The organism is Neoaquamicrobium microcysteis (genome assembly GCF_008180155.1).
Classification (GTDB): Bacteria; Pseudomonadota; Alphaproteobacteria; order Rhizobiales; family Rhizobiaceae; genus Aerobium; species Aerobium microcysteis.
In genome coordinates this window covers 306,755-330,693 of sequence record NZ_VSZS01000066.1, presented here as the reverse complement: position 1 = coordinate 330,693, position 23,939 = coordinate 306,755, and the positions used below count along the sequence as shown (strand labels likewise).

At 63.9% G+C, this 23,939-nt stretch carries 23 protein-coding genes, 1 tRNA gene and 1 pseudogene; 7 read left to right on the top strand and 18 right to left on the bottom strand.

Translation table 11 applies throughout. The features are described 5' to 3' along the window. Positions 1-20 precede the first annotated feature (20 nt). The gene (locus FY036_RS18675; RefSeq protein WP_148916266.1) at positions 21-1,481 is read left to right on the top strand and encodes an MmgE/PrpD family protein; all 1,461 of its coding nucleotides are present in this window, start codon (positions 21-23) and stop codon (positions 1,479-1,481) included. A gap of 50 nt (positions 1,482-1,531) precedes the next feature. Here the strand turns inward: FY036_RS18675 and FY036_RS18670 are convergent, their stop codons facing one another. The 12 genes from FY036_RS18670 to chvE form a co-directional block, all read right to left on the bottom strand. Then, entirely contained in the window at positions 1,532-1,834 is a 303-nt protein-coding gene (locus FY036_RS18670; RefSeq protein ID WP_148916265.1) for an ArsR/SmtB family transcription factor, read from the bottom strand. A 76-nt stretch (positions 1,835-1,910) separates the two neighbouring features. After that, the gene (gene arsH / locus FY036_RS18665; RefSeq protein ID WP_148916264.1) at positions 1,911-2,642 is read right to left on the bottom strand and encodes an arsenical resistance protein ArsH; all 732 of its coding nucleotides are present in this window, start codon (positions 2,640-2,642) and stop codon (positions 1,911-1,913) included. A 104-nt stretch (positions 2,643-2,746) separates the two neighbouring features. After that, on the bottom strand, positions 2,747-3,169 hold the full coding sequence (arsC, locus tag FY036_RS18660) for an arsenate reductase (glutaredoxin) (protein WP_148916263.1): 423 nt from the start codon (positions 3,167-3,169) through the stop codon (positions 2,747-2,749). After that, the gene (locus FY036_RS18655) at positions 3,166-3,855 is read right to left on the bottom strand and encodes an aquaporin (RefSeq protein WP_148916262.1); all 690 of its coding nucleotides are present in this window, start codon (positions 3,853-3,855) and stop codon (positions 3,166-3,168) included. The genes arsC and FY036_RS18655 overlap by 4 nt, the downstream gene beginning before the upstream one ends. Before the next feature lie 2 nt (positions 3,856-3,857). Beyond that, complete coding sequence (locus FY036_RS18650; RefSeq protein WP_148916261.1) at positions 3,858-4,367, bottom strand: arsenate reductase ArsC; 510 nt, start codon at positions 4,365-4,367, stop codon at positions 3,858-3,860. A gap of 40 nt (positions 4,368-4,407) precedes the next feature. After that, positions 4,408-4,740, bottom strand: a complete 333-nt coding sequence (locus tag FY036_RS18645) for an ArsR/SmtB family transcription factor (RefSeq protein ID WP_148916260.1) — start codon at positions 4,738-4,740, stop codon at positions 4,408-4,410. Positions 4,741-4,834: 94 nt separating this feature from the next. Next, positions 4,835-5,767, bottom strand: coding sequence for a Gfo/Idh/MocA family protein (locus FY036_RS18640; protein WP_235897712.1), 933 nt, complete (start codon positions 5,765-5,767; stop codon positions 4,835-4,837). Continuing rightward, on the bottom strand, positions 5,754-7,496 hold the full coding sequence (gene araD, locus FY036_RS18635; RefSeq protein WP_148916258.1) for an L-arabinonate dehydratase: 1,743 nt from the start codon (positions 7,494-7,496) through the stop codon (positions 5,754-5,756). Before araD ends, FY036_RS18640 begins: the two co-directional genes overlap by 14 nt. A 13-nt stretch (positions 7,497-7,509) precedes the next feature. Next, positions 7,510-8,514, bottom strand: a complete 1,005-nt coding sequence (araD1, locus tag FY036_RS18630) for an AraD1 family protein (RefSeq protein ID WP_148916306.1) — start codon at positions 8,512-8,514, stop codon at positions 7,510-7,512. 2 nt (positions 8,515-8,516) lie between these two features. Then, the gene (mmsB, locus tag FY036_RS18625; protein ID WP_148916257.1) at positions 8,517-9,716 is read right to left on the bottom strand and encodes a multiple monosaccharide ABC transporter permease; all 1,200 of its coding nucleotides are present in this window, start codon (positions 9,714-9,716) and stop codon (positions 8,517-8,519) included. Beyond that, positions 9,709-11,238: a multiple monosaccharide ABC transporter ATP-binding protein gene (mmsA, locus tag FY036_RS18620; protein WP_201744807.1), complete on the bottom strand. Its 1,530-nt coding sequence runs from the start codon at positions 11,236-11,238 to the stop codon at positions 9,709-9,711. Before mmsA ends, mmsB begins: the two co-directional genes overlap by 8 nt. A gap of 101 nt (positions 11,239-11,339) precedes the next feature. Continuing rightward, positions 11,340-12,401 carry a multiple monosaccharide ABC transporter substrate-binding protein gene (gene chvE / locus FY036_RS18615; protein WP_407941193.1) on the bottom strand — a complete coding sequence of 354 codons (1,062 nt, stop codon included), beginning with the start codon at positions 12,399-12,401 and terminating at the stop codon, positions 11,340-11,342. Between the two features lie 143 nt (positions 12,402-12,544). Here chvE and FY036_RS18610 point away from each other — a divergent pair, with 143 nt between their 5' ends. The 6 genes from FY036_RS18610 to FY036_RS18585 all read left to right on the top strand — a co-directional run bounded on the left by FY036_RS18610 (position 12,545) and on the right by FY036_RS18585 (position 18,874). Beyond that, positions 12,545-13,519, top strand: coding sequence for a LysR family transcriptional regulator (locus FY036_RS18610; protein WP_148916254.1), 975 nt, complete (start codon positions 12,545-12,547; stop codon positions 13,517-13,519). Positions 13,520-13,605: 86 nt separating this feature from the next. After that, the gene (gene ytfQ / locus FY036_RS18605) at positions 13,606-14,565 is read left to right on the top strand and encodes a galactofuranose ABC transporter, galactofuranose-binding protein YtfQ (protein WP_148916253.1); all 960 of its coding nucleotides are present in this window, start codon (positions 13,606-13,608) and stop codon (positions 14,563-14,565) included. An 85-nt stretch (positions 14,566-14,650) separates the two neighbouring features. Next, positions 14,651-16,180: a sugar ABC transporter ATP-binding protein gene (locus tag FY036_RS18600; RefSeq protein WP_148916252.1), complete on the top strand. Its 1,530-nt coding sequence runs from the start codon at positions 14,651-14,653 to the stop codon at positions 16,178-16,180. Then, positions 16,177-17,175 carry an ABC transporter permease gene (locus tag FY036_RS18595; RefSeq protein WP_148916251.1) on the top strand — a complete coding sequence of 333 codons (999 nt, stop codon included), beginning with the start codon at positions 16,177-16,179 and terminating at the stop codon, positions 17,173-17,175. Before FY036_RS18600 ends, FY036_RS18595 begins: the two co-directional genes overlap by 4 nt. Beyond that, positions 17,172-18,149, top strand: coding sequence for a galactofuranose ABC transporter, permease protein YjfF (gene yjfF, locus FY036_RS18590; RefSeq protein ID WP_148916250.1), 978 nt, complete (start codon positions 17,172-17,174; stop codon positions 18,147-18,149). The genes FY036_RS18595 and yjfF overlap by 4 nt, the downstream gene beginning before the upstream one ends. A 5-nt stretch (positions 18,150-18,154) precedes the next feature. Then, positions 18,155-18,874, top strand: coding sequence for a FadR/GntR family transcriptional regulator (locus tag FY036_RS18585; protein ID WP_148916249.1), 720 nt, complete (start codon positions 18,155-18,157; stop codon positions 18,872-18,874). Positions 18,875-18,886: 12 nt separating this feature from the next. Here FY036_RS18585 and FY036_RS18580 read toward each other — a convergent pair whose 3' ends face one another. The 6 genes and pseudogenes from FY036_RS18580 to selA form a co-directional block, all read right to left on the bottom strand. Continuing rightward, positions 18,887-19,276, bottom strand: coding sequence for a hypothetical protein (locus FY036_RS18580; RefSeq protein WP_148916248.1), 390 nt, complete (start codon positions 19,274-19,276; stop codon positions 18,887-18,889). Beyond that, entirely contained in the window at positions 19,263-19,730 is a 468-nt protein-coding gene (locus FY036_RS18575; RefSeq protein WP_148916247.1) for a hypothetical protein, read from the bottom strand. Before FY036_RS18575 ends, FY036_RS18580 begins: the two co-directional genes overlap by 14 nt. A 17-nt stretch (positions 19,731-19,747) precedes the next feature. Then, positions 19,748-19,843, bottom strand: a tRNA-Sec gene (locus tag FY036_RS18570). 108 nt (positions 19,844-19,951) lie between these two features. Beyond that, positions 19,952-21,778: pseudogene (selB, locus tag FY036_RS18565) on the bottom strand (selenocysteine-specific translation elongation factor); the annotation flags it as partial. Next, complete coding sequence (locus tag FY036_RS18560) at positions 21,775-22,545, bottom strand: tetratricopeptide repeat protein (protein ID WP_148916246.1); 771 nt, start codon at positions 22,543-22,545, stop codon at positions 21,775-21,777. The pseudogene selB and the gene FY036_RS18560, both read right to left, overlap by 4 nt. Beyond that, a complete protein-coding gene (selA, locus tag FY036_RS18555) occupies positions 22,532-23,932 on the bottom strand; it encodes an L-seryl-tRNA(Sec) selenium transferase (protein WP_148916245.1) in 1,401 nt (466 codons plus the stop codon). Before selA ends, FY036_RS18560 begins: the two co-directional genes overlap by 14 nt. Positions 23,933-23,939 lie beyond the last annotated feature (7 nt).

The window sequence follows — 23,939 nt, the reverse complement described above, 5'->3', positions numbered from 1 at the left end:
AATCAACGAGGGAGGAAACCTTGACCGAGACCGCACGAAAGCCTGAAGACCCGTTCGCCCATCTCGCAGGCCTCACAAGGTCTGCATCCGCCTTCGTCGCAGGACTGCGCTTCGAGGACCTGAACGATGAGACGCTGCGTATTGCAAAACGCTGCGTTCTTGACGGGCTGGCGGTGGCGCTTGCGGGCTCCGAGCAGCCCGGCATGGCACCGCTGGCAAGCTACATCGACAGTCTGGGCGGGACGCCGCAGGCAAGGCTGATCGGCGTGGCAGACCAAAAAGTACCGGCCCATCTCGCGGCACTTTGGAGCGCAACCGCCGGCCACGCAATGGATTGGGACGACACGCAGCTGGCCGAAGGTCCGGGACGCCCCTATGGCCTTCTGATGCATCCTACCATGCCCCCTTTGGTCGCGGCGCTCACCCTATCCAACCTTGTATCAGGCGAGACTGGCAGGGCGGTCGACGGCAGGCAATTTCTCACCGCCTTCACCGCCGGTTTCGAGGTTGGCTGCAAGGTTGCGGAGGCCATCAACCCCGAGCACTACATGCGCGGCTTCCACACTTCCGGGACGATAGGGACGTTCGCCGCCGCCGCCGCGGCGGCAAAGATGCTGGGCATGGACGAGGAAGGCGTTGCCCGCACGCTTGGCGTGGCGGCCTCGATGGCATCCGGCATTCGGGCGGGCTTCGGCACGATGACGAAGCCGATGCATGTCGGCCGCGCAGCCGAAAACGGCATCACGGCAGCACTCCTCGTTCGCCACGGCTTTTCCGCCAATGCGGAAGCGCTGGACGGCCGCTGGGGTTACCTCGCCATCGCCGGACCGGGCGGAGAACCCGCGCTTGTCCGCGACAGGTTCGGCAGGCCGCATACGATGGAAAGCCCAGGCGTCTCCATCAAGCCCTACCCGTCCGGCGTGCTCACTCATCCAAGCATGGACGCGATGCTGTTCCTGATGCGCGAGAACGGACTGAAGCCGGGGGACATCAAGGCGGTCAAGCTCAAGGCCGGCAGCAACGTGCTCGGCCCCATTCGCTTCCGGATCGCGCGCACGGAGCTTGAAGGCAAGTTCTCCTTCGCCTTCCTGCTAACCGCAATCATCCTAGCGGGGCGTGCCGGCAAGGCGGAGTTTACCGACGAGTTTGTCTCTTCCACCGCGTCCCAAGAGATGCAGGCGCGCATCGAGACAGAGTTCGACCAATCTATCGAGGACATGGGCTGGGACCGCATCCGCTCGCGCATCGAGGTCACGACGACTGACGGTCGCCTCATCGAACGGTGGGCCGACGAGAACTACCGTGGCAGCCCCCACAACCCGCTGTCAGATCGCGAACTCGAAGACAAGTTCCGCGACTGCGCGGAAGGCCTTATCGACGAAGCCCGGTCACAAGCCGTCTTCGACCTCGTATGGTCGCTGGAAAAGACGGAAGACGTCGGAGTGATATTCGACCTTCTGGCCTGGAAGGGCACTCTATAACGCCATCTACACGGCACCTCGCGCGACCCTGTGTCGGTGAAGCGCCATATCTAGTCGGGAGCCGCCCTCGCCTCCGTGCAGCACTCATCGGCAAGGTAGCCGATCAGGGCCTGCATGGTGGGATATTCGGCCCGGCAGATGAGCGTCGTCGCCCGTCGCTGCTGACTGACCAGCCCCGTCTCGATGAGCCGCTTGCAATGGTGCGACAGCGTGGATGCAGGAACGCCAAGCCTTTCCTGAATGCTGCCGACCGGCAATCCCGCCGCGCCCGCCCGCACCAGAATGCGATAGATGTTGAGCCGCGTCGGATTGCCGAGCGCTTCAAGCTGCAGCGCTGCCTGTTCGAGTTTCATTCCAAAATGGTATTGGGCCCGAGAAATGCGGTCAATCAAATTCGATAATCATCGAAATTGGGAATGCGCCCAAAACTCACTGTGATTTCTGGTTGACCCGCCGCGAAACCTGTTCGGCACTTTCCACACGCTCGGAATAGCGGTCGGTCAAGTAGTCGGCCCGATCGCGAAGGAGAAGCGTGAACTTCATCAGTTCCTCCATCACATCGACTATGCGGTTGTAATAGGACGACGGCCTCATCCGCCCCTCGGCATCGAATTCGTTGAAAGCTTTCGCAACGGATGACTGGTTGGGAATGGTGAACATCCGCATCCAGCGGCCAAGCACGCGCAGCTGGTTGACGGCGTTGAAGCTTTGCGAGCCACCAGAGACCTGCATCACGGCCAGCGTTCGTCCTTGCGTCGGTCGCACGCCGCCAAGCGACAGCGGCAGCCAATCGATCTGCGCCTTCATGATCCCGGTCATCGAACCGTGGCGCTCCGGCGAGCACCAGACCTGCCCCTCCGACCACATTGAAAGTTCCCGCAGTTCCTTGACCTTGGGATCATCGGCAGAAGTCGAGTCCGGCAGCGGCAGGCCGGCGGGGTTGAAAATGCGGACCTCGGCGCCGAGCCGGCGCAATATCCTCGCCGCTTCCTCTGTCGCCAGGCGCGAATAGGACCGTTCGCGCAGTGAGCCGTAGAGCATCAGGATGCGCGGGGGGTGTGACGCACGGGGAGCATCGAAGAGAGCGCCCTCATCGACCGAACGGAACTGGGTACCGTCGATGTTGGGCAATGCGTCGAAAGTGGAGGTTCTGTCGGTCATGGTCTTCCAGTTCCCGTCGCTGCCTAGTTTTTATTCCACTTTGTTGGAAATATGGATATTAGGCGCCGGCGGACGAGTCAACATTATTTCGACGATTGTCGAATTTAACGAACCCGCCGTCCGTCCGCGTCGATCACCACTTCGCCGTCGTCCTTGGTGAACGGGCCGATTTCCGGGTTGGGCAGAATATCGAGCACCGCTTCGGACGGACGGCAAAGCTTGGTGCCAAGCGGGGTCTCGACAATCGGGCGATTGATGAGGATCGGATGCGCCAGCATGAGATCGACGATCTCGTCATCGCTCCATTTGCCGTCTCCTAACCCCAGTTCCGCATAGGGCGTGCCCTTCTCGCGCAACAAAGCGCAAGGCGAAATTCCCATCGCCTCGATCAACGCAACCAGTCGCTGCCGGGATGGCGGGTTCTTCAGGTACTCGATAACCTGAGGCTCTTCACCGGATTGGCGGATCATGGCGAGCGTGTTGCGCGACGTTCCGCAGTCGGGATTGTGGTAGATGGTGATGGTCATTCGGCAGGTCTCGTCTCGAGTGTGTTTCTGGGCTCTGCAAGCAACCACCCCGCCAGCGCTACCGCTACGATCGCGCCGATCAGTTCAGCGGCGATGAAGCCCGGAAGGTCGGTCGGGCGGATACCGGCAAATGTGTCGGTGAAGGCGCGTGCGATGGCTACTGCAGGGTTTGCAAACGAGGTCGAAGCGGTGAACCAGTAGGCGGCGGTAATGTAGAGTCCCACCAGCCACGGGATGGCATCGCCCCGGAACCGCAGCCCCGCAAGAATGGTGAAGACCAGCCCGAATGCGGCGACCGCCTCAGCCAACCACTGGGCCGCCCCGGTCCGTACTGTCGTGGAAGCCTGCAAGATCGGCAGTTCGAACATGGCGTGCGCCAACAGGGCGCCGCAGATGCCGCCGGCGACTTGTACGACCGTATAGGAAACCGCGTCACCCGCCTCGATCTCGCGCCTGAGCACAAACGCCAGCGTGACAGCGGGGTTGAAATGCGCACCCGACAACGGCCCGAGGATGGTGATGAGCACGACGAGTATTGCGCCCGTCGGGAGCGTATTGCCCAGCAGAGCCAAGGCCATGTCGTCGGTGAGACGGTCGGCCATGATGCCCGAGCCGACAACGGTGGCAACCAAGATACAGGTACCGAGAGCCTCGGCGACGAGCCGGCGCGGCCGATCAACCTGCATGCTCAGCCCGCCTTCGGCATGTCGCGGCCTATGTCGCGCAGGCGGGACTGCAGCGTCAGCCGGTCCAGTGACGCGATGGGCAATGCGGTGAAGATCGAAATCCGGTTGTTGAGCATCCGGTAGGCTTCGGCGAAGGCCAAATGCTTCTCGGCATCTGTGCCTTGCGCCGCCGCAGGGTCGGGTACGCCCCAGTGCGCGGTCATCGGTTGGCCGGGCCACACGGGGCAGGCTTCGTTGGCTGCGCTGTCGCAAACGGTGAACACGAAATCCATAACCGGCGCGTTCTCAGCGGCGAACTCTTCCCAGCTCTTGGAGCGCGCGAATGACGTGTCGTGGTTGAGGCTTTTCAGGAGGTCAAGCGCAAAGGGATGCACTTCACCCTTCGGCTGCGACCCGGCCGAATAGGCCCGGAAACGTCCCTGTCCCATCCGGTTCAGGATCGCTTCGGCAAGTATCGATCGGGCGGAATTTCCCGTGCAAAGGAACAGGGCATTATAGGTGCGGTCGCTCATCGACATCTTCTCCATAGCCTCTGATATCGCGGCTGCGTGCTCAGCAGCGGCAGGTCACGGCGTCGATCACCGGGCGGCAAAGCTCCGGCGCGCCGTTGCAGCAATCTTCCATCAGGTAGGCGAGCAGATCTCGGAAACCGGTCATGTCAGCGACGTAGCGCACGACCCTGCCGTCGCGCTCCGGCCTTATGAGCCCCGCTTGCGACAGCACTTTGAGATGCGACGAGACAGTGTTCTGAACTGCGCCAAGTCTTGTTGCGACCTCGCCGGCGGGCACACCTTCCGCGCCAGCGCGCACCAGCAACCTGAATATGTCGAGCCGGGTTTCCTGGCCCAGTGCGGCGAGCGCTGCGAGTGACGATCTCTTGTCCATATATCTGCCAATCCGGATATCAGGCTGTATATTGCCGATCCGTATGACAGCAGGATGACAAAAGTTCAACCGAAATGGCGAGGTGAGTGCCAGCTCAGTCCTCGAAAGGCTCCACCACGCTGCGTCGTCCCAGCATGAAGGCATCGGCCACATGGACGAGCGGCGAAAGATCGATGTCGCTTTCGCCCGCCTCGATCAGTTCCGCAAAGCGGCGATATATGCCGGCATATTCCTGGTCGGAGTCGGCCAGCACGGCCTTGCCGTCCACCAACATTTCCGCCCCGCCCTTCGACAGGACAAGTCTGCCCTCGTCGGTCTCGACCTCGATATCCCACGTTTGCGGGCCGGTCTGTCGCCAGTCGAAATCGGCGGTCGCCGAGAACCCACTCTCGCCTGCGAACGTCAGTTGAGCGGCAATCGGCGCATCGCGGCCTTCGGGAAATTCCAGCGTGGCGCGTGTGACGTGCACGGGTGGCAGGATGGCTGTGACGATGGACAACGCGTTGATGCCCGGATCGAAAACGCCAAGCCCACCGGGCTCCCATATCCATGCCTGTCCTGGATGCCAGCGGCGCACATCCTCCTTCCACGTGACGGCAACGCGGCGGACGGTCTTGCCCTTCAGCCACTCGCGCGTAGGCTCCACCCCAGTTGCAAAGCGCGAATGCCAAGTGGCAAACAGCGAAACGCCCTGCGATCGAGCCATCGCAACCAGCGTCTCGACTTCGGCAATCGTCGCGCCCGGCGGCTTCTCCAGCAGCACGTGGCGCCCGGCACGAATGGCCTTGGCCGCCGCCTCGAACCGCACCTGCGGGGGCTGACAAAGCGCGACAGCCTGGACGTCGCTTCGCGCGGAAAGCAGCGTATCTATGGTCTCGAAATTCTCCACGCCATCGACGCCGCCGTGCCGGCTCGCGGTCGCAGCCAGCCGGAAACGGGCGTTGGACGCGATGGACGGCAGATGCTGGTCTCGCGCGATCTTGCCGACACCGACAATGGCGATGGCGACCGGCTCAGTGACTGTCACGAGGAACTGCCTTTCCACGAGAACCTTTGAGGAAGTCGAAATCCGCGCCGGTATCGGCTCCCTCGACATGGGTGGCGAAGAGCCTCGCATAGCCGCTTGCAGGCACGGCGACGGGCGGCTTCCAGGCCGCAAGCCTTTGCATGATCTCGTCATCGGGCACGTCGAGATGCAGCCGGCGCGCCTCGACGTCCAGTTCGATCATGTCGCCGTCGCGTACGATCGCCAACGGCCCGCCGACAGCCGCCTCCGGCGACACGTGAAGCAGCACCGTGCCGTAGGCGGTGCCCGACATGCGTGCATCCGAAATGCGGATCATGTCGTTGATGCCCTTCTTCAGCACTTTTGGCGGCAGGCCCATATTGCCGACCTCGGCCATGCCGGGATAGCCGCGCGGACCGCAGTTCTTCATCACCATGATGCAGGTCTCGTCGATGTCGAGCGCATCGTCGTTGATCTTGCGCTTGTAGTCGTCGATGTCTTCGAACACGACGGCGCGGCCGCGATGTTTCAGCAGATGCGGGCTGGCCGCAGAAGGCTTCAGCACCGCACCCTTGGGTGCCAGGTTTCCCTTGAGCACGGCAACGCCGCCCTGTCGCGTCAGCGCCTTTTCAACCGGCAGTATGACCTCTTCGTTCCAGTTGACCGCATCCTTGACCTCATCCCACTGGCTTTCGCCGGACGCGGTCAGCGCATCGCGATGCAACATGCCTGCTTCGCCCAGCCGCTTGATGACCACCGGCAAACCACCCGCGTAGAAGAACTCCTCCATCAGATATTTGCCCGACGGCATCAGGTTGACGATGGTCGGCACGTCGCGCCCCAGCCTGTCCCAGTCGTCGAGCGTCAGATCGACGCCGGCGCGGCCCGCAATCGCCAGCAGATGGATCACGGCGTTGGTGGAACCGCCGATGGCGCCGTTGACGCGGATCGCGTTCTCGAACGCCTCCCGCGTGAGGATGTCGGATGGCTTGAGGTCGTCCTTCACCATCTGCACGATCCGCCGCCCCGTCAGGTGCGCCATCACGCGTCGGCGCGAATCGACAGCCGGGATTGCCGCGTTGCCCGAAAGCGCCATGCCCAGCGCCTCGGCCATCGACGCCATTGTCGACGCCGTACCCATCGTGTTGCACGAGCCGGGACTGCGCGACATGGCCTGCTCGGCATCGAGGAACTCCTCCCCCGTCATCGTGCCGGCCTTGATCTCCTCCGACATCTGCCACAGCGCCGTGCCGGACCCCACCCGCCGGCCGCGGAACCAGCCGTTCAGCATAGGGCCGCCCGAAACCGCGATGGCCGGGATATCGACGCTGGCCGCCCCCATCAGCAGCGCCGGCGTGGTCTTGTCGCAGCCGACCAGCAGCACCACGCCGTCGAGCGGATTGGCGCGCAGCGCTTCCTCCACCTCCATGGCGGCGAGGTTGCGATACATCATCGCCGTTGGCCGCAGCGAGCTTTCGCCGGTCGAGAAAACCGGAAACTCCACCGGCAGGCCGCCCGCCTCGTAGATGCCGTGCTTCACGCGCTGGGCGAGGTCGCGCAGATGCGCATTGCACGGCGTCAACTCCGACCACGTGTTGCAGATGCCGATCACTGGCCGCCCGTCGAACAGGTCGGCCGGCAGGCCCTGATTTTTCATCCAGGAGCGGTGATAGATGTGGTCGCGTGATGACCCTCCGTACCACTCGTGGGAACGAAGCTTTCTTGGCCACTCGGCCTTGCGGAACGACATGCTATGGTCTTTCTCAGAGGGCGTGGATCTGCACCCGACGATCTCGCGCGCCACCGTCTACCGCCAGCCGGTTGCGCAGCGGGAGGCCGAAGGCGGCAGCTTCGATCTCGAATTCGTCGCCCGGACGCGTGCTTACGCCGTCGGCAAAGGAAAGCGTGGCCGTGCCGAACATGTGCACATGCACGTCGCCCGCCTGCCGGAACACCTCATACTTGAAATGGTGATGTTCGAGATTGGCGATGGAATGAGACATGTTCGCTTCGCCCGAAAGGAACGGCTTTTCGAAGATGGTTTCGCCATCGCGCCGGATACGCGACGTGCCCCTGATATCGTCGGGCAGCGCACCGATGCGTAGTTCCGGCCCGAAGGAGGCCGGGCGCAGCTTTGAATGGGCCAGGTAAAGATAGTTCTGCCGTTCCATCACGTGGTCGGAGAACTCGTTGGACAATGCAAAGCCAAGACGGAAGGGTGTTCCGTCATCGCCGATGACGTAGACCCCGGCTATTTCGGGCTCTTCGCCGGCATCATCTGCGAAGACCGGCGATTTCAGCACGCCACCTGGCGCGGCCACGCTGTAGCCGTTACCCTTGTAGAACCACTCGGGCTGGACACCCGGCGCACCGTTGGCAGGCTTGCCACCATCGAGCCCCATGCGGAACATGCGCATGGAATCGGTCAGCTTTTCCTCCTCCTGCGCGGCGGCCTTCTGGTGCATCGCGTCGCGCGTCGCCGCCGAACCCAGATGGGTCAGGCCTGTGCCGGTAAGGTGCAGATGGGCAGGGTCCGGATGCGTGATAGGCGGCAGCAGCCGCCCCTCGTCATAGGCGCCGTCCAGATCGAGCGCCGGCCCGAGGCCGAGCGCCGTCACATGCGCGGCCAGGTCGTTGCGGCCCGAGCGGATGCAGTCGAGCGCGAGGTCGTAGACGCTGGTTGCGCCGCGCACGGCATAGGCTTCCTTGCCTTCACGGGCGACAACGGTAATCGAACCGTCCTGATTGCGGATTTGCGAAAGAAGCATCGTCATACCTTGTTTTTGTTGTAGACGTCGAAGATGACCGCGGCGAGCAGCACCAGCCCTTTGATGACCTGCTGGTAGTCGATGCCGATGCCCAGGATCGACATGCCGTTGTTCATCACGCCCATGATGAAGGCGCCGATGACTGCGCCCACGATGGTGCCGACCCCGCCGGCCATCGACGCACCGCCGATGAAGACGGCTGCGATGACGTCGAGCTCGAAGCCCAGCCCGGCCTTGGGGGTGGCGGTGTTCAATCGCGCCGCGAAGATGAGGCCGGCCAGCGCAGCCAGCATGCCCATATTGGCGAAGGTGAGGAATACGAGACGCTCGGTGCGGATGCCCGAGAGCTTTGCCGCCTTTTCATTGCCGCCAATGGCATAGATGCGGCGGCCGATCGTCATCCGGTTGGCGACGAAGGAGTAGATCGCGATGAGCAGCGCCATCACGATGAACACGTTCGGCAGGCCGCGGAACGACGCCATCAGCCAGCTCATGTAGACCAGTGCGATGAAGATAGCGCCGTGCTTGACGGCGAAGAACGCGAACGGCTCTTCAACGGTTCCCTTGGCCTGCTCCCGCCGACGCGTGCGGATTGCAAGAAAGAGGATGAGGCAAGCGAGTGCCACCCCAGCGACGAGGGACAGCATGTTCGGCTTGCCCGAGCCTAGGAAATCCGGGACGAACCCCGACGCTATGAGCTGGAACGTCGGCGGAAACGGCCCGACCGACTGGCCGGCCAGAAGCCACAGGCTCAGCCCCTTGAAGACCAGCATGCCGGCCAGCGTGACGATGAACGACGGTATCTTGTGATAGGCGATCCAGTACCCCTGCGCCGCGCCGATGACCGCCCCGACCGCTAGGCAGAGGATGGCGGCAAGCACGAAGTTCATCTGCCACTGCACGATCATCACGGCCGCCACCGCGCCCACGAACCCCATCACGGAGCCGACCGACAGGTCGATATGGCCGGAAACGATGACCAGCAGCATGCCGACCGCCATGATGACGATGTAGCTGTTCTGGAGGATCAGGTTTGTGAGGTTCACCGGCCGCAGCAGGATGCCCCCCGTCGCAAACTGGAAGAACGCCATGATGGCCACCAGAGCGATCAGGATTCCATATTCGCGCAGATTGTTGCGCAGGAAGGTCACGACCGACTGGCCCCCTCCCGCCCTGTCGATTTCGGCGGCCGCGTCAGCCATGGGTCGCACCTTCGGCCTTCCTGTCGGACCTGATAATCATCGACATGATCTTCTCCTGCGTTGCATCCGCCGTTGGCAGTTCGCCGACGATGCGGCCACGGTTCATGACGTAGAGCCGGTCGGTGATCCCCAGCAGCTCCGGAAGCTCGGACGAAATGACGATCAGCGATTTTCCCGCTGCCGCGAGGTCGCGGATGATCGTGTAGATCTCGAACTTCGCGCCCACATCGATGCCGCGCGTGGGCTCGTCGAGGATGAGAATGTCCGGCCCTGCGAAAAGCCACTTGGACAGAACGACCTTCTGCTGGTTGCCGCCCGACAGATTGACCGTGGGCTGCTCGATGGATGACGAGCGGATGCGGATGCGCTGGCGGTAATCTTCCGCCACCTCGCTCTCGCGCCGCCGGTCCACCACTCCGCGATCGGCTATCGCCTCCAGATTGGCGAGAGGCACGTTTCGGCGGATCGACTGGTCGAGCACCAGCCCGTAGGACTTGCGGTCCTCCGTCGCATAGGCCAGCCCGGCATCGATGGCGCGCGGAACGGTCGAGAGATCGACCTTCTGGCCGCGCAGGATGGCTTCTCCATCGACCCATGTTCCATAGGAACGCCCGAACAGGCTCATCGCCAGTTCCGTGCGCCCAGCTCCCATGAGACCGGCAATACCCAGCACCTCGCCCTCGCGCAGCGTCAGGCTGGCGCGATCGACGACGTTGCGGTGGGTGTCGATCGGATGACGAACGGTCCAGTTGCGAACCTCGAAGATCGTATCCCCGACCTTGGGCTTGCGTGGCGGATAGCGGTCGGCAAGCGGCCTGCCGACCATGTCTCGGATGACATCGTCCTCCTGAACACCGCCCGAGCAGTCCATCGTCGAGACCGACGTTCCGTCGCGCAGAACCGTGATCGTGTCGGCCACCTTCGCGATTTCATTGAGCTTGTGCGAAATCAGGATCGACGAGATGCCGGCGGCACGAAATTCCTTGAGCAGGTCGAGCAGCACGTCGCTGTCGCTTTCGTTGAGCGAGGACGTCGGCTCGTCGAGAATAAGCAACCGCACTTCCTTGCTGAGCGCCTTGGCGATCTCGACCAGTTGCTGTTTGCCGATGCCCAGATGTGCGACCTTGGTTTCGGGGCGCTCCTTCAGGCCGACGCGGGCGAGCAACTCGGCGGTGCGCCGGCTGGTTTCCTCCCAGTCGATGACGCCACCCCTGGCCCGCTCATTGCCGAGGAAGATGTTCTCGGCGATCGAAAGCAGCGGAACCAGCGCCAGCTCCTGATGGATGATGATGATGCCGTCGCGCTCGGAATCCTCGATCCCGTAGAAGGCTTTCGTCTCGCCTTCGAAGATGATGTCGCCCTCGTACTGGCCTGCCGGATAGACCCCTGAGAGCACCTTCATCAACGTCGACTTGCCGGCGCCGTTCTCGCCGACGAGCGCGTGAATTTCGCCGCGCCGCACCGCAAGGCTCACATTGTCCAGCGCCTTCACGCCGGGAAAAGCCTTGGTGATGCCGCGCATCTCCAGAATCGTGTCCACGGAAATATCCCGGGCCTGTTCGCTGTGAGGCGAGTTTCGAAAGAGGCCGGCACCATTGGCGATGCCGGCCCGCTCGGGAGGAGCTATTCGATCTCTTCCGCCTTGTAGTAGCCGCTGTCGACCAGCACTTCCTTCCAGTTCGCCTCGGTCACCTTGACCGGCTCGAGCAGGTAGGACGGGATGACCTTGACGCCGTTGTCGTAGGTTTCGGTGTCGTTGATCTCCGGCTCGCCGCCGCCCAGCACGGCGTCCACCATGCCGACCGTGACGCGGGCCAGTTCGCGGGTGTCCTTGAAGATGGTGGAGTACTGGTCTCCGCGCAGGATCGCCTTGACCGACGGAACTTCGGCATCCTGGCCGCTCACGATCGGCATTTCCAGATCGCCGGAACCGTAGCCTACGCCCTTGAGCGACGAGATGATGCCTATCGACAGGCCGTCATAGGGCGACAGTACGCCGTGCACCTGATCATCGGTGTAGTTGGCGGACAGGAGGTTATCCATGCGCGCCTGCGCCACGGAGCCGTCCCAGCGAAGCGTGCCGACCTTGTCCATGCCGGTCTGGCCCGACTTGATGACGATGTCGCCTGCGTCGATCATCGGCTGCAGCACCGACATCGCGCCGTCGTAGAAGAAGAAGGCGTTGTTGTCGTCGGGCGAGCCGCCGAACAGTTCCACGTTCCACGGCTTCACGTCGCCGAAGCGTTCCTTGAGCCCGTCCACCAGCGTCTCGGCCTGCTGCACGCCAACCTTGAAGTTGTCGAAGGTGGCATAGTAGTCGACGTTCTCGCTGTCGCGGATGAGGCGGTCGTAGGCGATGACCTTGATGTCGGCGGCTGCCGCATTGGCGAGCGCGTTCGACAGCGTCGTCCCGTCGATGGCGGCGATCACCAGCACGTTGACGCCCTTGGTGATCATGTTCTCGATCTGGGCGAGCTGGTTGGGGATATCGTCTTCCGCATACTGCAGATCGGTGCCGTAGCCGGCCGCCTCGAACTGCTCGACCATCGAGTTGCCGTCTGAAATCCAGCGCGCCGACGATTTGGTCGGCATGGCGATGCCGACGGTACCCTTATCCTGCGCAAAGGCGGACGAAGTGAGCAGCATGGCGCCAAGCGCAGCCGCGCCCATAGCAAGCTTGAGCATTCGCATGAAAATCCTCCCTGAAGACCGACATCTCCTCCGCCGGCATTCCTTAGGGGTAGGCCCGCTGCGATATGACAGTCAAATTGACATTCGGCCGAACGACATATCAATAATGGTATACGAACGAAGGAGGAACCTTCAGAATGGCGGGATTGAAGGAAACGGCACGCGACCGCTTCATCCGGCGCGGGCTCAAGCTCAGCCACCTGCGGCTTCTGTCAGCCCTCGACGTCACCGGACAAATCAGCGCCGCCGCCGCCCACCTCGCCATATCGCAGCCGGCGGCGTCCCGTCTGCTGGCCGAGGTCGAGCGCATTGCGGGAGCTGAGCTTTACCGACGGCATGCCCGCGGCATCGTCTTTACCGAGGCGGGTAGCCATCTGGCGACGCTTGCGCGGCGCATGCTGGGCGATCTGGACGCCGCATCCCGCGAGGTCGAAGAACTCGACGCTGGCAGGCGCGGCTTCGTTTCCATCGGCGCGGTGACAGGCGCAGCCCTCGAACACGTACTTCCGGTGCTGCGGCAGACACGGCTCACCCACCCGCATATCAATGTCAACGTCGTGGTCGATACCAGCGACAAGCTCGCGCCGCTGATGCTGGCCGACGAGCTCGACTTCTATATCGGCCGCATCCCCGGCACGATCGACGCGAGCGCTTTTGTCCCCGAGCCGATCGGCCCGGAACCGGTTGCGCTGATCGTTCGTGCGGGACATCCCCTCACCCGCCGCAAGAGCCCCAGCATCGAGGAATGCGTCGAGTTCGACTGGGTGCTCCAGCCGCTGGGCGGGCTGATGCGCCAGACGGTGGAATCCTACCTGATGAGCCGGCGGGTATCGCTGCCCGCCCGCGTCATCAGCACGTCCTCCACGCTGATGACGCTCGCCCTGATCGCTCAGTCGAACGCCATCGCACCGATCGCACGGTCTGCCGCGACCTTCTTCGGCAGCGAGGAAGGGCTCGACGGGCGGATCGTAAAGCTGCCGGTGGCCGACGACATGGTCGTCGCGCCCTACTCGCTTCTTCGCCCTTCCGGACGCGACCTGTCGCCCACCGCGCGCATCGTCCACCAGCAGATTGCGGCGCGCCTGCCGCGGGAGCAGGCAACCCGGGGTTGATCCTCATGCCACAACCCCGTTTACAAAAGTCATATAGTATGATTTTTTAATTCATGGGCTCCATCGCCCTCATTTGGGAGGAATTCATGTTTGCCAAGACGCTGCTTGGCGCGAGCATTCTCGCGTCCATGACCTTCTTTTCGTCCGCCGTTGTGGCCCAGACCATCGGGTTCTCGCAGATCGGCTCGGAATCCGGCTGGCGTGCCGCCGAGACCACGCTCACCCGCCAGGAGGCGGAAAAGCGCGGCATCGACCTAAAATTCGCCGACGCCCAGCAGAAACAGGAAAACCAGATCCGCGCGATCCGCTCCTTCATCGCGCAGGGCGTCGACGCGATCCTTCTCGCGCCGGTCGTCGCGACCGGCTGGGACGCCGTGCTCAAGGAAGCGCAGGAATCCGACATTCCCGTCGTGCTGCTCGACCGTCAGGTCGATTCATCCGACGACCTCTATCTCACCGCGGTCGGATCCGACCTCCACCACGAAGGCGTCGTTGCAGGCGAGTGGCTGGTGGGTGAGGTGGGCGACAAGGAATGCAATGTCGTCGAACTTCAGGGCACTACCGGTTCGTCTCCCGCCATCAAGCGCAAGGCCGGATTCGAGGAAGGCATTGCCGGGCACGACAACATCAAGATCGTGCGCAGCCAGACGGGCGACTTCACCCGCGCCAAAGGCAAGGAAGTCATGGAAAGCTTCCTGAAGGCCGAGAACGGCGGCAAGAACATCTGCGCGCTTTATGCCCACAACGACGACATGGCGGTGGGCGCCATCCAGGCTATCAAGGAAGCGGGCCTCAAGCCTGGTTCGGACATTCTCGTCGTGTCGATCGACGCCGTGCCGGACATCTTCCAGGCCATGGCCGCAGGCGAAGCCAACGCCACCGTGGAACTGACCCCCAACATGGCCGGCCCGGCCTTCGACGCGCTCGCGGCCTTCATGGACGGAGGCACCGTGCCGCCGAAATTCATCCAGACGGAGTCCAAGCTCTACACCCAGAAGGATGATCCGATGAAGGTCTACGAGGAGAAGAAGGGCCTCGGCTACTGACATTCACGACGTGGCCGGCAGCGACCGCTGCCGGCCGTGTTGATGCTGCTTCGGCGGCCCTCACAATGAAACACCGGGCGGGATCGTGACGTCAGGCCAAGCCTCCACCCTGCTGACCGCCAGCGGGCTCACAAAGACATTCCCGGGCACAAGGGCGCTGGACGGCGTTGATTTCGAGCTGCACGCCGGCGAGGTCCACGCGCTGCTTGGCGAAAACGGCGCTGGCAAGTCGACACTCATAAAGTGCCTTACCGGCGCCTATCGTCGCGATGCGGGCGATATCCGACTCGACGGCGCAAGCATCGATCCGCACAACACGCTGGACGCGCAGAGCCTCGGCATCGGGACCGTCTATCAGGAAGTGAACCTGCTTCCCAACTTGACGGTCGCCGAAAACCTGTTGCTCGGTCGTCAGCCACGGCGGTTCGGCTTCATTGCCCGCAAGGCCATGAATGGTGAGGGGCGCGAAATGCTCAGCCGCTACGGGCTGGACATCGACGTCGCCCGCAACCTCGACACCTACTCCGTCGCCATCCAGCAGATCGTGGCCATAGCCCGCGCCGTCTCCCTGTCCGGCAAGGTGCTGATCCTCGACGAACCGACCGCCAGCCTCGATCGCGACGAGGTTCGAATGCTGTTCGACGTGATACGCGGCCTGAGGCGGGAGGGCCTCGGGATCGTCTTCATCTCCCACTTCCTGGATCAGGTTTTTGAGATCTCGGACCGCCTCACGGTCCTGCGCAACGGCCGGCTTGTCGGCGTGCGCGATGTCGCAGGGCTCGACCGTCTGCAACTCGTCAACATGATGCTGGGTCGCGAGCTTGCCGAAGAGACGCGAGACCACGGTCGCACCGGGATCGACTATGCCGCCGAGCCGCGTATCCGTTTCTCGGGCACAGGGCGCAGCGGCGCCATCGCGCCGTTCGATCTGGACGTTCATCGTGGCGAGGTCGTCGGCGTGGCGGGCTTGCTGGGATCGGGGCGAACCGAGACCGCCGAACTCATGTTCGCCGCCGCGCCGAAGGACAGCGGTTCGGTAACGAAGAACGGCAAGGTGCTGCGGCTCGCCTCCCCGCGCGATGCGATCGCCGCCGGTTTCGGTTTCTCGCCGGAGGACCGAAAGACCAGCGGCATTATCGCCGACATGAGCGTGCGCGAGAACATCGTGCTGGCGCTGCAGGCCCGCATCGGCTGGTCGCGCCGCATCCCGCGCCGCCGGCAGCGCGAGATGGCCGACGACTACATTCGCAGGCTCGACATACGCACCCCGGATGCGGAAAAGCCCATCGGTCAGTTGTCGGGCGGCAACCAGCAGAAGGTGCTGCTCGCGCGCTGGCTCGCAACCAATCCCGAATTTCTTATCCTTGACGAGCCCACGCGCGGCATTGATGTCGGCGCACATGCCGAGATCATTCGCATGATCGAGGAACTGTGTGCCAACGGCATGTCGCTTCTGGTGATATCGTCGGAGCTCGATGAACTGGTCGCCTACAGCCACCGCGTCATCGTCGTTCGCGACCGCGCGCATGTCGCGGCGCTCGTGGGGCAGGACATCACCACGGATCGTATCGTCAGCGCCATCGCAAGGCCGACAAACCTAGAGGCTGCGCAATGAACGGCACGATGCGGTTCCTCAGGCGTGTGGCGCCCCAGATCGCGACGCTGGCAGTCGTGCTCCTGCTGATAGGCTTCGTCTTTCCCGGCTTCTTCGACCTCTCTTTTGCCAACGGGCGTCTTTACGGCAGCCCTATCGACATTCTCAATCGCGGCGCGCCGGTGGCGCTGCTGGCCATCGGCATGACGCTGGTGATCGCCACGGGCGGCATCGATCTGTCGGTCGGCGCGGTCATGGCCATCTGCGGAGCAATCGCCGCAAGCGCCATCACCGCCGGCTACGGCTTGCCGGCCACGCTGTTGATGGCGCTGGGCGCGGGCCTGGCCTGCGGTTTGTGGAACGGCGTGCTCGTGGCAGTCGTCGGCATTCAGCCGATCGTCGCGACGCTTATCCTGATGGTGGCAGGCCGCGGCATCGCCCAGCTCGTCACGGAAGGCACCATCCTTACGTTCACCAATGACGGTCTTGCGTTCCTTGGCTCCGGCAACTTGCTCGGTCTGCCGACGCCGGTCGTGATCTGGCTCTCGATGGGCGCGCTGGTCACGCTGCTGGTGCGGCGCACCGCACTCGGAATGCTGATCGAGGCCGTCGGCGTCAACCGCCGGGCCAGCATGCTCGCGGGGGTGAACGCACGGCTGCTGCTCGTCACCGTCTACATGGTTTCTGGCCTATGCGCGGCGATGGCCGGCATCATCGTCGCGGCAGACATTCGTGGAGCGGATGCCAACAATGCCGGCCTGTTTCTCGAGCTGGACGCAATTCTCGCCGTCGTGATCGGCGGCAACTCGCTTCTGGGCGGCGGCTTCTCCCTGGTCGCGTCGCTGATCGGCGCGATCATCATACAGTCCGTGAACACGGGCATTCTGGTCGCTGGGTTCCCGCCCGAATTCAACCTCGTCATCAAGGCCGTGATCGTGCTGGTCATCCTGGTCGTGCAGTCGCCTGCGATTCACGGCGCGGGCGTGCTGTTCAGCTTCGCGAGGCGATCACCATGAACGCGCGCATGCTGCCCTTCTATGCAACGGTGGTGATTTTCCTCATCGCCTACGCGATCTGCTACATCCAGTTTCCGGCGATGCTGTCGACGCGTGTGATCGGAAATCTGCTGACCGACAACGCCTTCCTCGGCATCGTGGCCGTGGGCATGACATTCGTCATTCTGTCAGGCGGCATAGACCTGTCTGTAGGCTCCGTCATAGCCTTTTCCGGCGTCTTCATCGCCGTGATGCTGCGCGACACGAGCATGCACCCCCTGCCCGTCTTCGCACTGCTGCTGTCGATTACCACGCTGTTCGGCGCGGCGATGGGGCTCACCATACACGCCTTGCAGATGCCGCCCTTCATCGTCACGCTGGCCGGCATGTTCCTGGCGCGCGGGATGGCCTATGTCTTGTCCGTCGATTCCGTGCCGATCGTCCACCCGTTCTACGAATGGGTCCAGAGCACCTACTGGCTGATGCCCGGCAAGGGAAGGCTGACGCTCATCGGCGGAATGATGCTGCTGGTGTTCCTCGCCGGCATCCTGCTCGCACATCGCACCCGCTTCGGCACCAACGTCTTCGCGCTCGGCGGCGGTGTGCAGACGGCCCGGCTCATGGGCGTGCCGGTTGCGCGCACCACCGTCCTCATCTACGCTCTTTCGGGACTTCTGGCGGGACTTTCGGGCATCGTCTTCTCCTTCTACACCTCCGCGGGCTACTCCCTGGCCACCGTGGGGGTGGAACTGGATGCGATCGCGGCCGTCGTGATCGGCGGAACCCTGCTGACCGGCGGAAGCGGCTTCGTGGCAGGAACGTTGATTGGCGTGCTCATCATGGGATTGATCCAGACCTACATCACCTTCGACGGGACGCTTTCGAGCTGGTGGACGAAGATCGTGATCGGCGCTCTCCTCCTGGGCTTCATCGTGTTGCAAAAGGGTCTGGTCGGTCTCACCGGGCGTAGTGCCGGCACCGCCGGCGGACGTTGAATGCGATGCTGAAGGCCGCCATCTCGGGTCAATCCGTCCGCAACAGTCACGCGCTTGTGGTGGACGGCATCGGTACGGCAATCGTCTCCGGCACCTATGGCGAGGGCGTGATCCTGCCGGGCGATGCGGAGCTTGCCGTGCGCTTCGGCGTTTCGCGCACCGTCCTGCGCGAGGCGATGAAGACGCTCGCTGCCAAGGGCCTCATCGTTGCCAAGGCGCGGATCGGCACGCGCGTCACCGACCGCTCGACCTGGAACTACTTCGATTCCGACGTGCTGCGCTGGCATTTGGAGAAGGGCGCGGATCGAGACTTTCTCGGCTACCTGTCCGAGATGCGCATGTCGTTCGAGCCGTTCGCCGCGCGCCTCGCCTGCACCCGCGCAACCGGGGACGACATCGGTCGCATGCGCTTGCAGGCCGGAAAGATGGCCGAGGCGGACTCGATGGAAGCATTCGCGCTTGCCGATCTGGATTTCCATATGGCGCTGCTCGAAGGCTCGAAGAACCCCTTCATGTATTCTGTCGGCGCGCTGATCGAGGCGGCGCTGGTAACCAGCTTCCGCATCAGCTCTCCCTATGGCGAGCGTGCGCGGCAGGATAACGCGGCCGCGAAGCATCTGATGATCGCCGAAGCGATCGAGAGTAACGATCCGGACGGTGCGGCGAAGGCCGTCGTAGCGGTCATCATGGAGGGCAAGGAGCGCATCGAGGCGACCATCGCTTAGGCGCAGCTCCAGTTAGTGAACGATCTCCTCGACCTTCATGCGCCTCCCCTTTCGGTCGAAGAAATGACCCTCGTTGAGGACGCGCCGATCCTCGCGAAGGCGTGCTTCCAGATCGCGCAGTTCGGAACGCGCGATCTCGTTCTCAACCGGCCCGGCAAAGAACGCGCTGACCGGGAAGAAGGCTGCCCCGTCCCATTTCACGCCCGCACTTTCGAAAAGATCGCGTACGTCGCGCCAGCGGGTTTCATTACCAATGACGTTCATAAAGGTGGAGCGCAGAAGTTCGATCGATGCGCCTTGAATGGCGACGAGCACGACCAGCACCGTGAAATCGCCGCGTTCGGCATATTCGGCCGGCAACCATCCATCGAACCGGCTCGGGCGGGCGTCAGAAATCGACAAGCTGGGTCTCCGGCATGTAGTGCTCGAACAGCACCCAGAACGGCTTTGCACGCGCTTCGAGATACCAGGCCTCGAAATCCGCCAATGCTGCCGAGACGTCGCGCGGCTCTCCCTCTCCGTCACCCTCAGCGTCCACATGCGTTGCAGCGAAGGCTGCCTGCGCGACCTTGGAATATTCGGCAAGAACTTCGGTGCGGGCATCGCTGTCGTCGCGCCAGCCGAGCCGGTTTCTGAGCGCAGAAACGGCATCCGCGACCGCGACGTCCTCCTCCCCGGCACGCGAGACGGTCTCGAACAGCGACCGCATCACGTTCATGCGGCGGTTGGCGAACGCCCGCGCCTCGGCAAGTTCGGCCACCCGCGTGTTCATCGTGCGGCGAAACTCGCTCTCGGCTTCCTCGCACTTGCGCGCGTCGTCGCACAGCCCGGCGATGAAGGGATGGTCTTCGCTCATGCGTTCTTCCGTGAAGCTGGCGGAGGAGAGTGGGAGTCGAACCCACCTGGGACCGTCTCACGGCCCCACCCGGATTTGAAGTCCGGACGCCCCACCGGGGACGCTTCTCTTCCAATATCGGTTGCCGCCGACGCACCGAACAGGTCCAGACGGTGTGGGTTCAACCGCCGCAGGACGCCCCGCCGCAGTGTGACCCCATGGCGATCGAGGAACTCCAGTATCTCAATAGAGACCTTGCGGCCGTTTTCCAACCGGTCACGCAGATCGGCCGCGACAAACTCTCCCTTCGGCTTGTGGGTAGCCACGTCGCGAAGGATTTCCACGATCTCGGCAACCACGCGCCGGGCAAAGAACGCGTCGTGCGCCACCTCGTGAACCAGCCCCATCCGGCTAGCCCGTTTGAGGATCGCGCGCATCTTCTGCTCGTCCAGATCGAACATCACCGCGAAATCGCGCGTTCGCGGAGGGCGAAACCGCTCCGTACCCGTCAGGTGCGGTTGCACCTCCTGCCAGATCGTTTCCTCGTCCGGCGCAAAGCGCACGACATGATCCGGCAGTCGCACCCAGGCACCGTCCAGAGAGACTTCGCCTTGCCGTTGCAGCCCCTGAAGCATCAGCTTGAAGACCGGGGCGGGCGGCCTCACCTCTCCCATCATGCGCAGCCTTTCGAGGCCGATGCCGGGCTGATCCGGGTTTTGGTCGTGATAGGCCTGAAGGTCTGCCAGAATGCGCTGGCGCAGCCGCAACCAGCGCGCGGGCGTCATGGCGACCGCTCCGGTGTCGGGTGGAATGCGTATGACGTTTTGCGCGAGCGTCGCCGTCTGTTCCTCGCTCAGCCCCCGATCGCGTGCGAACCGGTCAAGATCGACGTGAAATGGCGGCGTTTCAAGAAGGGCGGAAAGCGCATCCGCCGGGCCACTCATTGCGAGCGCCCGCAACTGCGCCTGCCGCTCGGGCGAGCGCCTGCGCCGTGCCGGTGCACGCAGGTCGAGGAAGCGGCCACCGCCGATGGTACGCTGGGCGGACGTGTCGCGCACTACGAACCGGTCCCCCACGGCAGCGGCTATCGGCCGGTCGAGCACAAGTTGGACGAGAGCCTTGTCCCCAGGCTGCAACGGCTGGTCGCCAAGCAACACGATCCGGGCCGGTACTTCTGCCGCGGCGTGATGCAGGTGCACCGGAAACCATTGCCCGACAGGGCGCGGCTCACCCGCCAGTACGTCGAGCTCGGCATCGATCCGCTGCGTGGGTGCATGCAGCGCCGGATCGACCACCATGTCGCCCCGCGAGATGACGTCACGGCCGATAGCCTCGCCGGCAAGGTTGAGCGCGCACCGGTCGCCCGCCCGTCCGCGCTCGGCTTTTTCGTTCTGCGCATGGATCGAGCGCACGCGCGCCGAAAGACCGCTGGGGCTGATCGTCACTACATCACCGATGCCGATCTTGCCCGACAGCACCGTTCCCGTCACCACCGTGCCGGCACCCTGCAGGATGAAGGATCGATCGACCGCCAGCCTGAACCGTCCGTCGGCGTTATGCCTGCCCACGGCAAGCGCCTCGTCCGCCAGCCTCTCCTCCAGCGCCGCGATGCCCGCTCCGGTGAGGCTCGACACGCACAACACATCGGCCCCCGCCAGCGACGTGCCGGCCACCAGCGTTTCGACCTCAATCTCGACCGCGAGCAGTCTTTCTTCGCTTGCCAGGTCCGCCTTGGTGATGCCGACGACACCACGCGTCACGCCCAGCAGGTCCAGGATTGCCAGATGCTCGCGCGTCTGCGGCATCACCCCATCGTCAGCCGCCACGACCAGCAGCGCAAAGTCGATGCCGCCAGCTCCCGCGAGCATCGTGTGAATGAAACGCTCGTGGCCAGGCACGTCGATGAACCCGACCCGAGCCCCATTGGCCAGCGTCCGATAGGCAAAGCCGAGGTCGATGGAGATACCCCGCGCCTTCTCTTCCTTGAGGCGATCGGTCTCCACGCCGGTCAGCGCCCGCACAAGCGCGCTCTTGCCGTGATCGATATGTCCTGCGGTGCCGACGATCATGGCAGACCGGCGTGCTGCAGCGGCTGGGCAGCTTGCCTTTCCGCCTCTTCGCGCTGCTCCGGTGAAAGCTGCGCGGTGGCCGCCGCTATGAACTTGTGCGCAAGAACGGAGCCGCCCTTGCGCGCCCGCAGCAGCCACGTCATCGCCGTCAGCGGATCGGCGGCGACACCACCGCTCGTCAGGTAGGCTGCGCCCAGCATGGCCTGAGCGTCGGCATCGCCGAGCGGGGCCGCCTTCTCCCACCATTGCACCGCCAGCACGGCATCCCGGCCCACACCGAGGGCATTGTAGTAGAGATTGCCCAGCCGCGTCATCGACGCAGCTATTCCCTGCGCAGCAGCTTTCTCGGCAAAGGCGCGGGCCTCCTCGTATGCCCCCTGCTCCGCCAGCATCCAGGAAAGCATGTCCTGCGCGGTAGCATCGCCCTGGCCGGCAGCCAGCCTGTAGAGCCGTATGGCCTCGTCATCGTCCTGGGCGACACCCTCGCCACGAAAATGCAGGGTGGCCAGATTGCGCTGCCCGACCGGATCGCCGGATGCCGCCGATAGCGCAAGCCACTGGGCCGCCAGTTCGGCATTTTCGTTCACGCCGTGCCCGCCCGAAAAACATGCCGCTATGTTGTTTTGTGCCCGGGCATTGCCGGCCCGCGCCATCGGCTCCCATATCGACAGCGCGGTCGCATAATCGCCGGCACGCGCAGCGGCCAACGCCGCCGCCATCGGATCGCCCGGCGCGGCGCCACGTTTGAGCCGATCAAGCCAGCCCATCGGAGAGCCTGTCGAGATTGGCGGCGAACGCCGCGGTATCCTCCAGACAACGAAGGTCGAGGATCAGAGCGCCGTCGGCAATGCGCCCCACGACCGGAACCGGCAGACCACGCAGAGCGGTTGCCAACCGGTCGATGGCGCTACCGCTGCCATCGACCGGGCGGAACGACAGGCCTACCGAAGCAAGCGTATCGAGCGGCAGCGCACCCGACCCTATCTGGCTCGCGCAATCCACCACCTCGACCTGGAACAGCCCCCCCGCAGCGCGCACGGCATGAGGCTTGAGCGCATTTGCCATCGCGGCGATCTCGTCACGCTTGCGCGCTAGCAACCGCAGCGTCGGCAGGCGCTCGGCAAGCCGGTCCGGGTCTCGATAGAGCTTCAGCGTCGCCTCCAGCGCGGCAAGCCTGATCTTGTCGACACGCAGCGCCCTTTTCATCGGGTTGCGGTTGATCGCAGAGATGAGGTCTTTGCGCCCGACGATGAAACCGGCCTGCGGACCGCCGAGCAGCTTGTCGCCCGAGAACGTGACGATATCGGCCTCCTCGCGCACGGCTTCGCCCACCGTCGGCTCCGGCCGCAACCCCCATCTGGTCAGGTCGACCAGCGTGCCCGATCCGAGGTCATTGACCAGCGGCACGCCCGCAGCAGCCGAAAGTTTCGCCAGTGTCTGGGCCTCTACCTCCTTGGTAAAACCTTCCACCCGATAGTTGGAAGTGTGCACCTTGAGCACGAGCGCCACGCCTTCCTGCGACAGCGCGGCCTTGTAGTCTTTCTCGTGCGTCCGGTTGGTCGTGCCGACCTCCATCAGCTTGGCCCCGGCTCGCGCCATGATGTCGGGCATGCGGAACGCGCCGCCGATCTCGATGAGCTCGCCGCGCGAGACGATCGCGCCGCCGCCATGGCCCGCAAGCGTGTTGAGGGTCAGCAGAACGGCCGCGGCGTTGTTGTTGACCACCGTCGCATCTTCCGCGCCGGTGAGGTCGCAGATCAGCGAACGGAGATGGTCGTCGCGCTCGCCCCGCTTGCCGGTTTCGAGCTCGAACTCCAGCGCTACGGCGGAGCGCATCGCTTCGGCGGCAGCCTCGACGGCAGCATCGGCCAGCAAGGCCCGTCCCAGATTGGTGTGCAGCACCGTGCCTGTCAGGTTGAAGACGGGCCGCAACGAACCGACCGAAGATGCTTCGAGTTGCGAAAGCGCGAGCGCGCCGACCGCTTCGGCATCGCGTAGCGAACGGCCTTCGCGCGCGGACTTGCGCTCCGCGTCGAGCACCAGCCGGATGCGCGCGGTCGCTTCAGTCCGGCCATATGCGTCGATCGCCGCCAGCCCGGCTGCCGATTTCAGCACGGTGTCGACCGAAGGGATGGCGCGGAAGCTTTCGTTCATGGGGTCG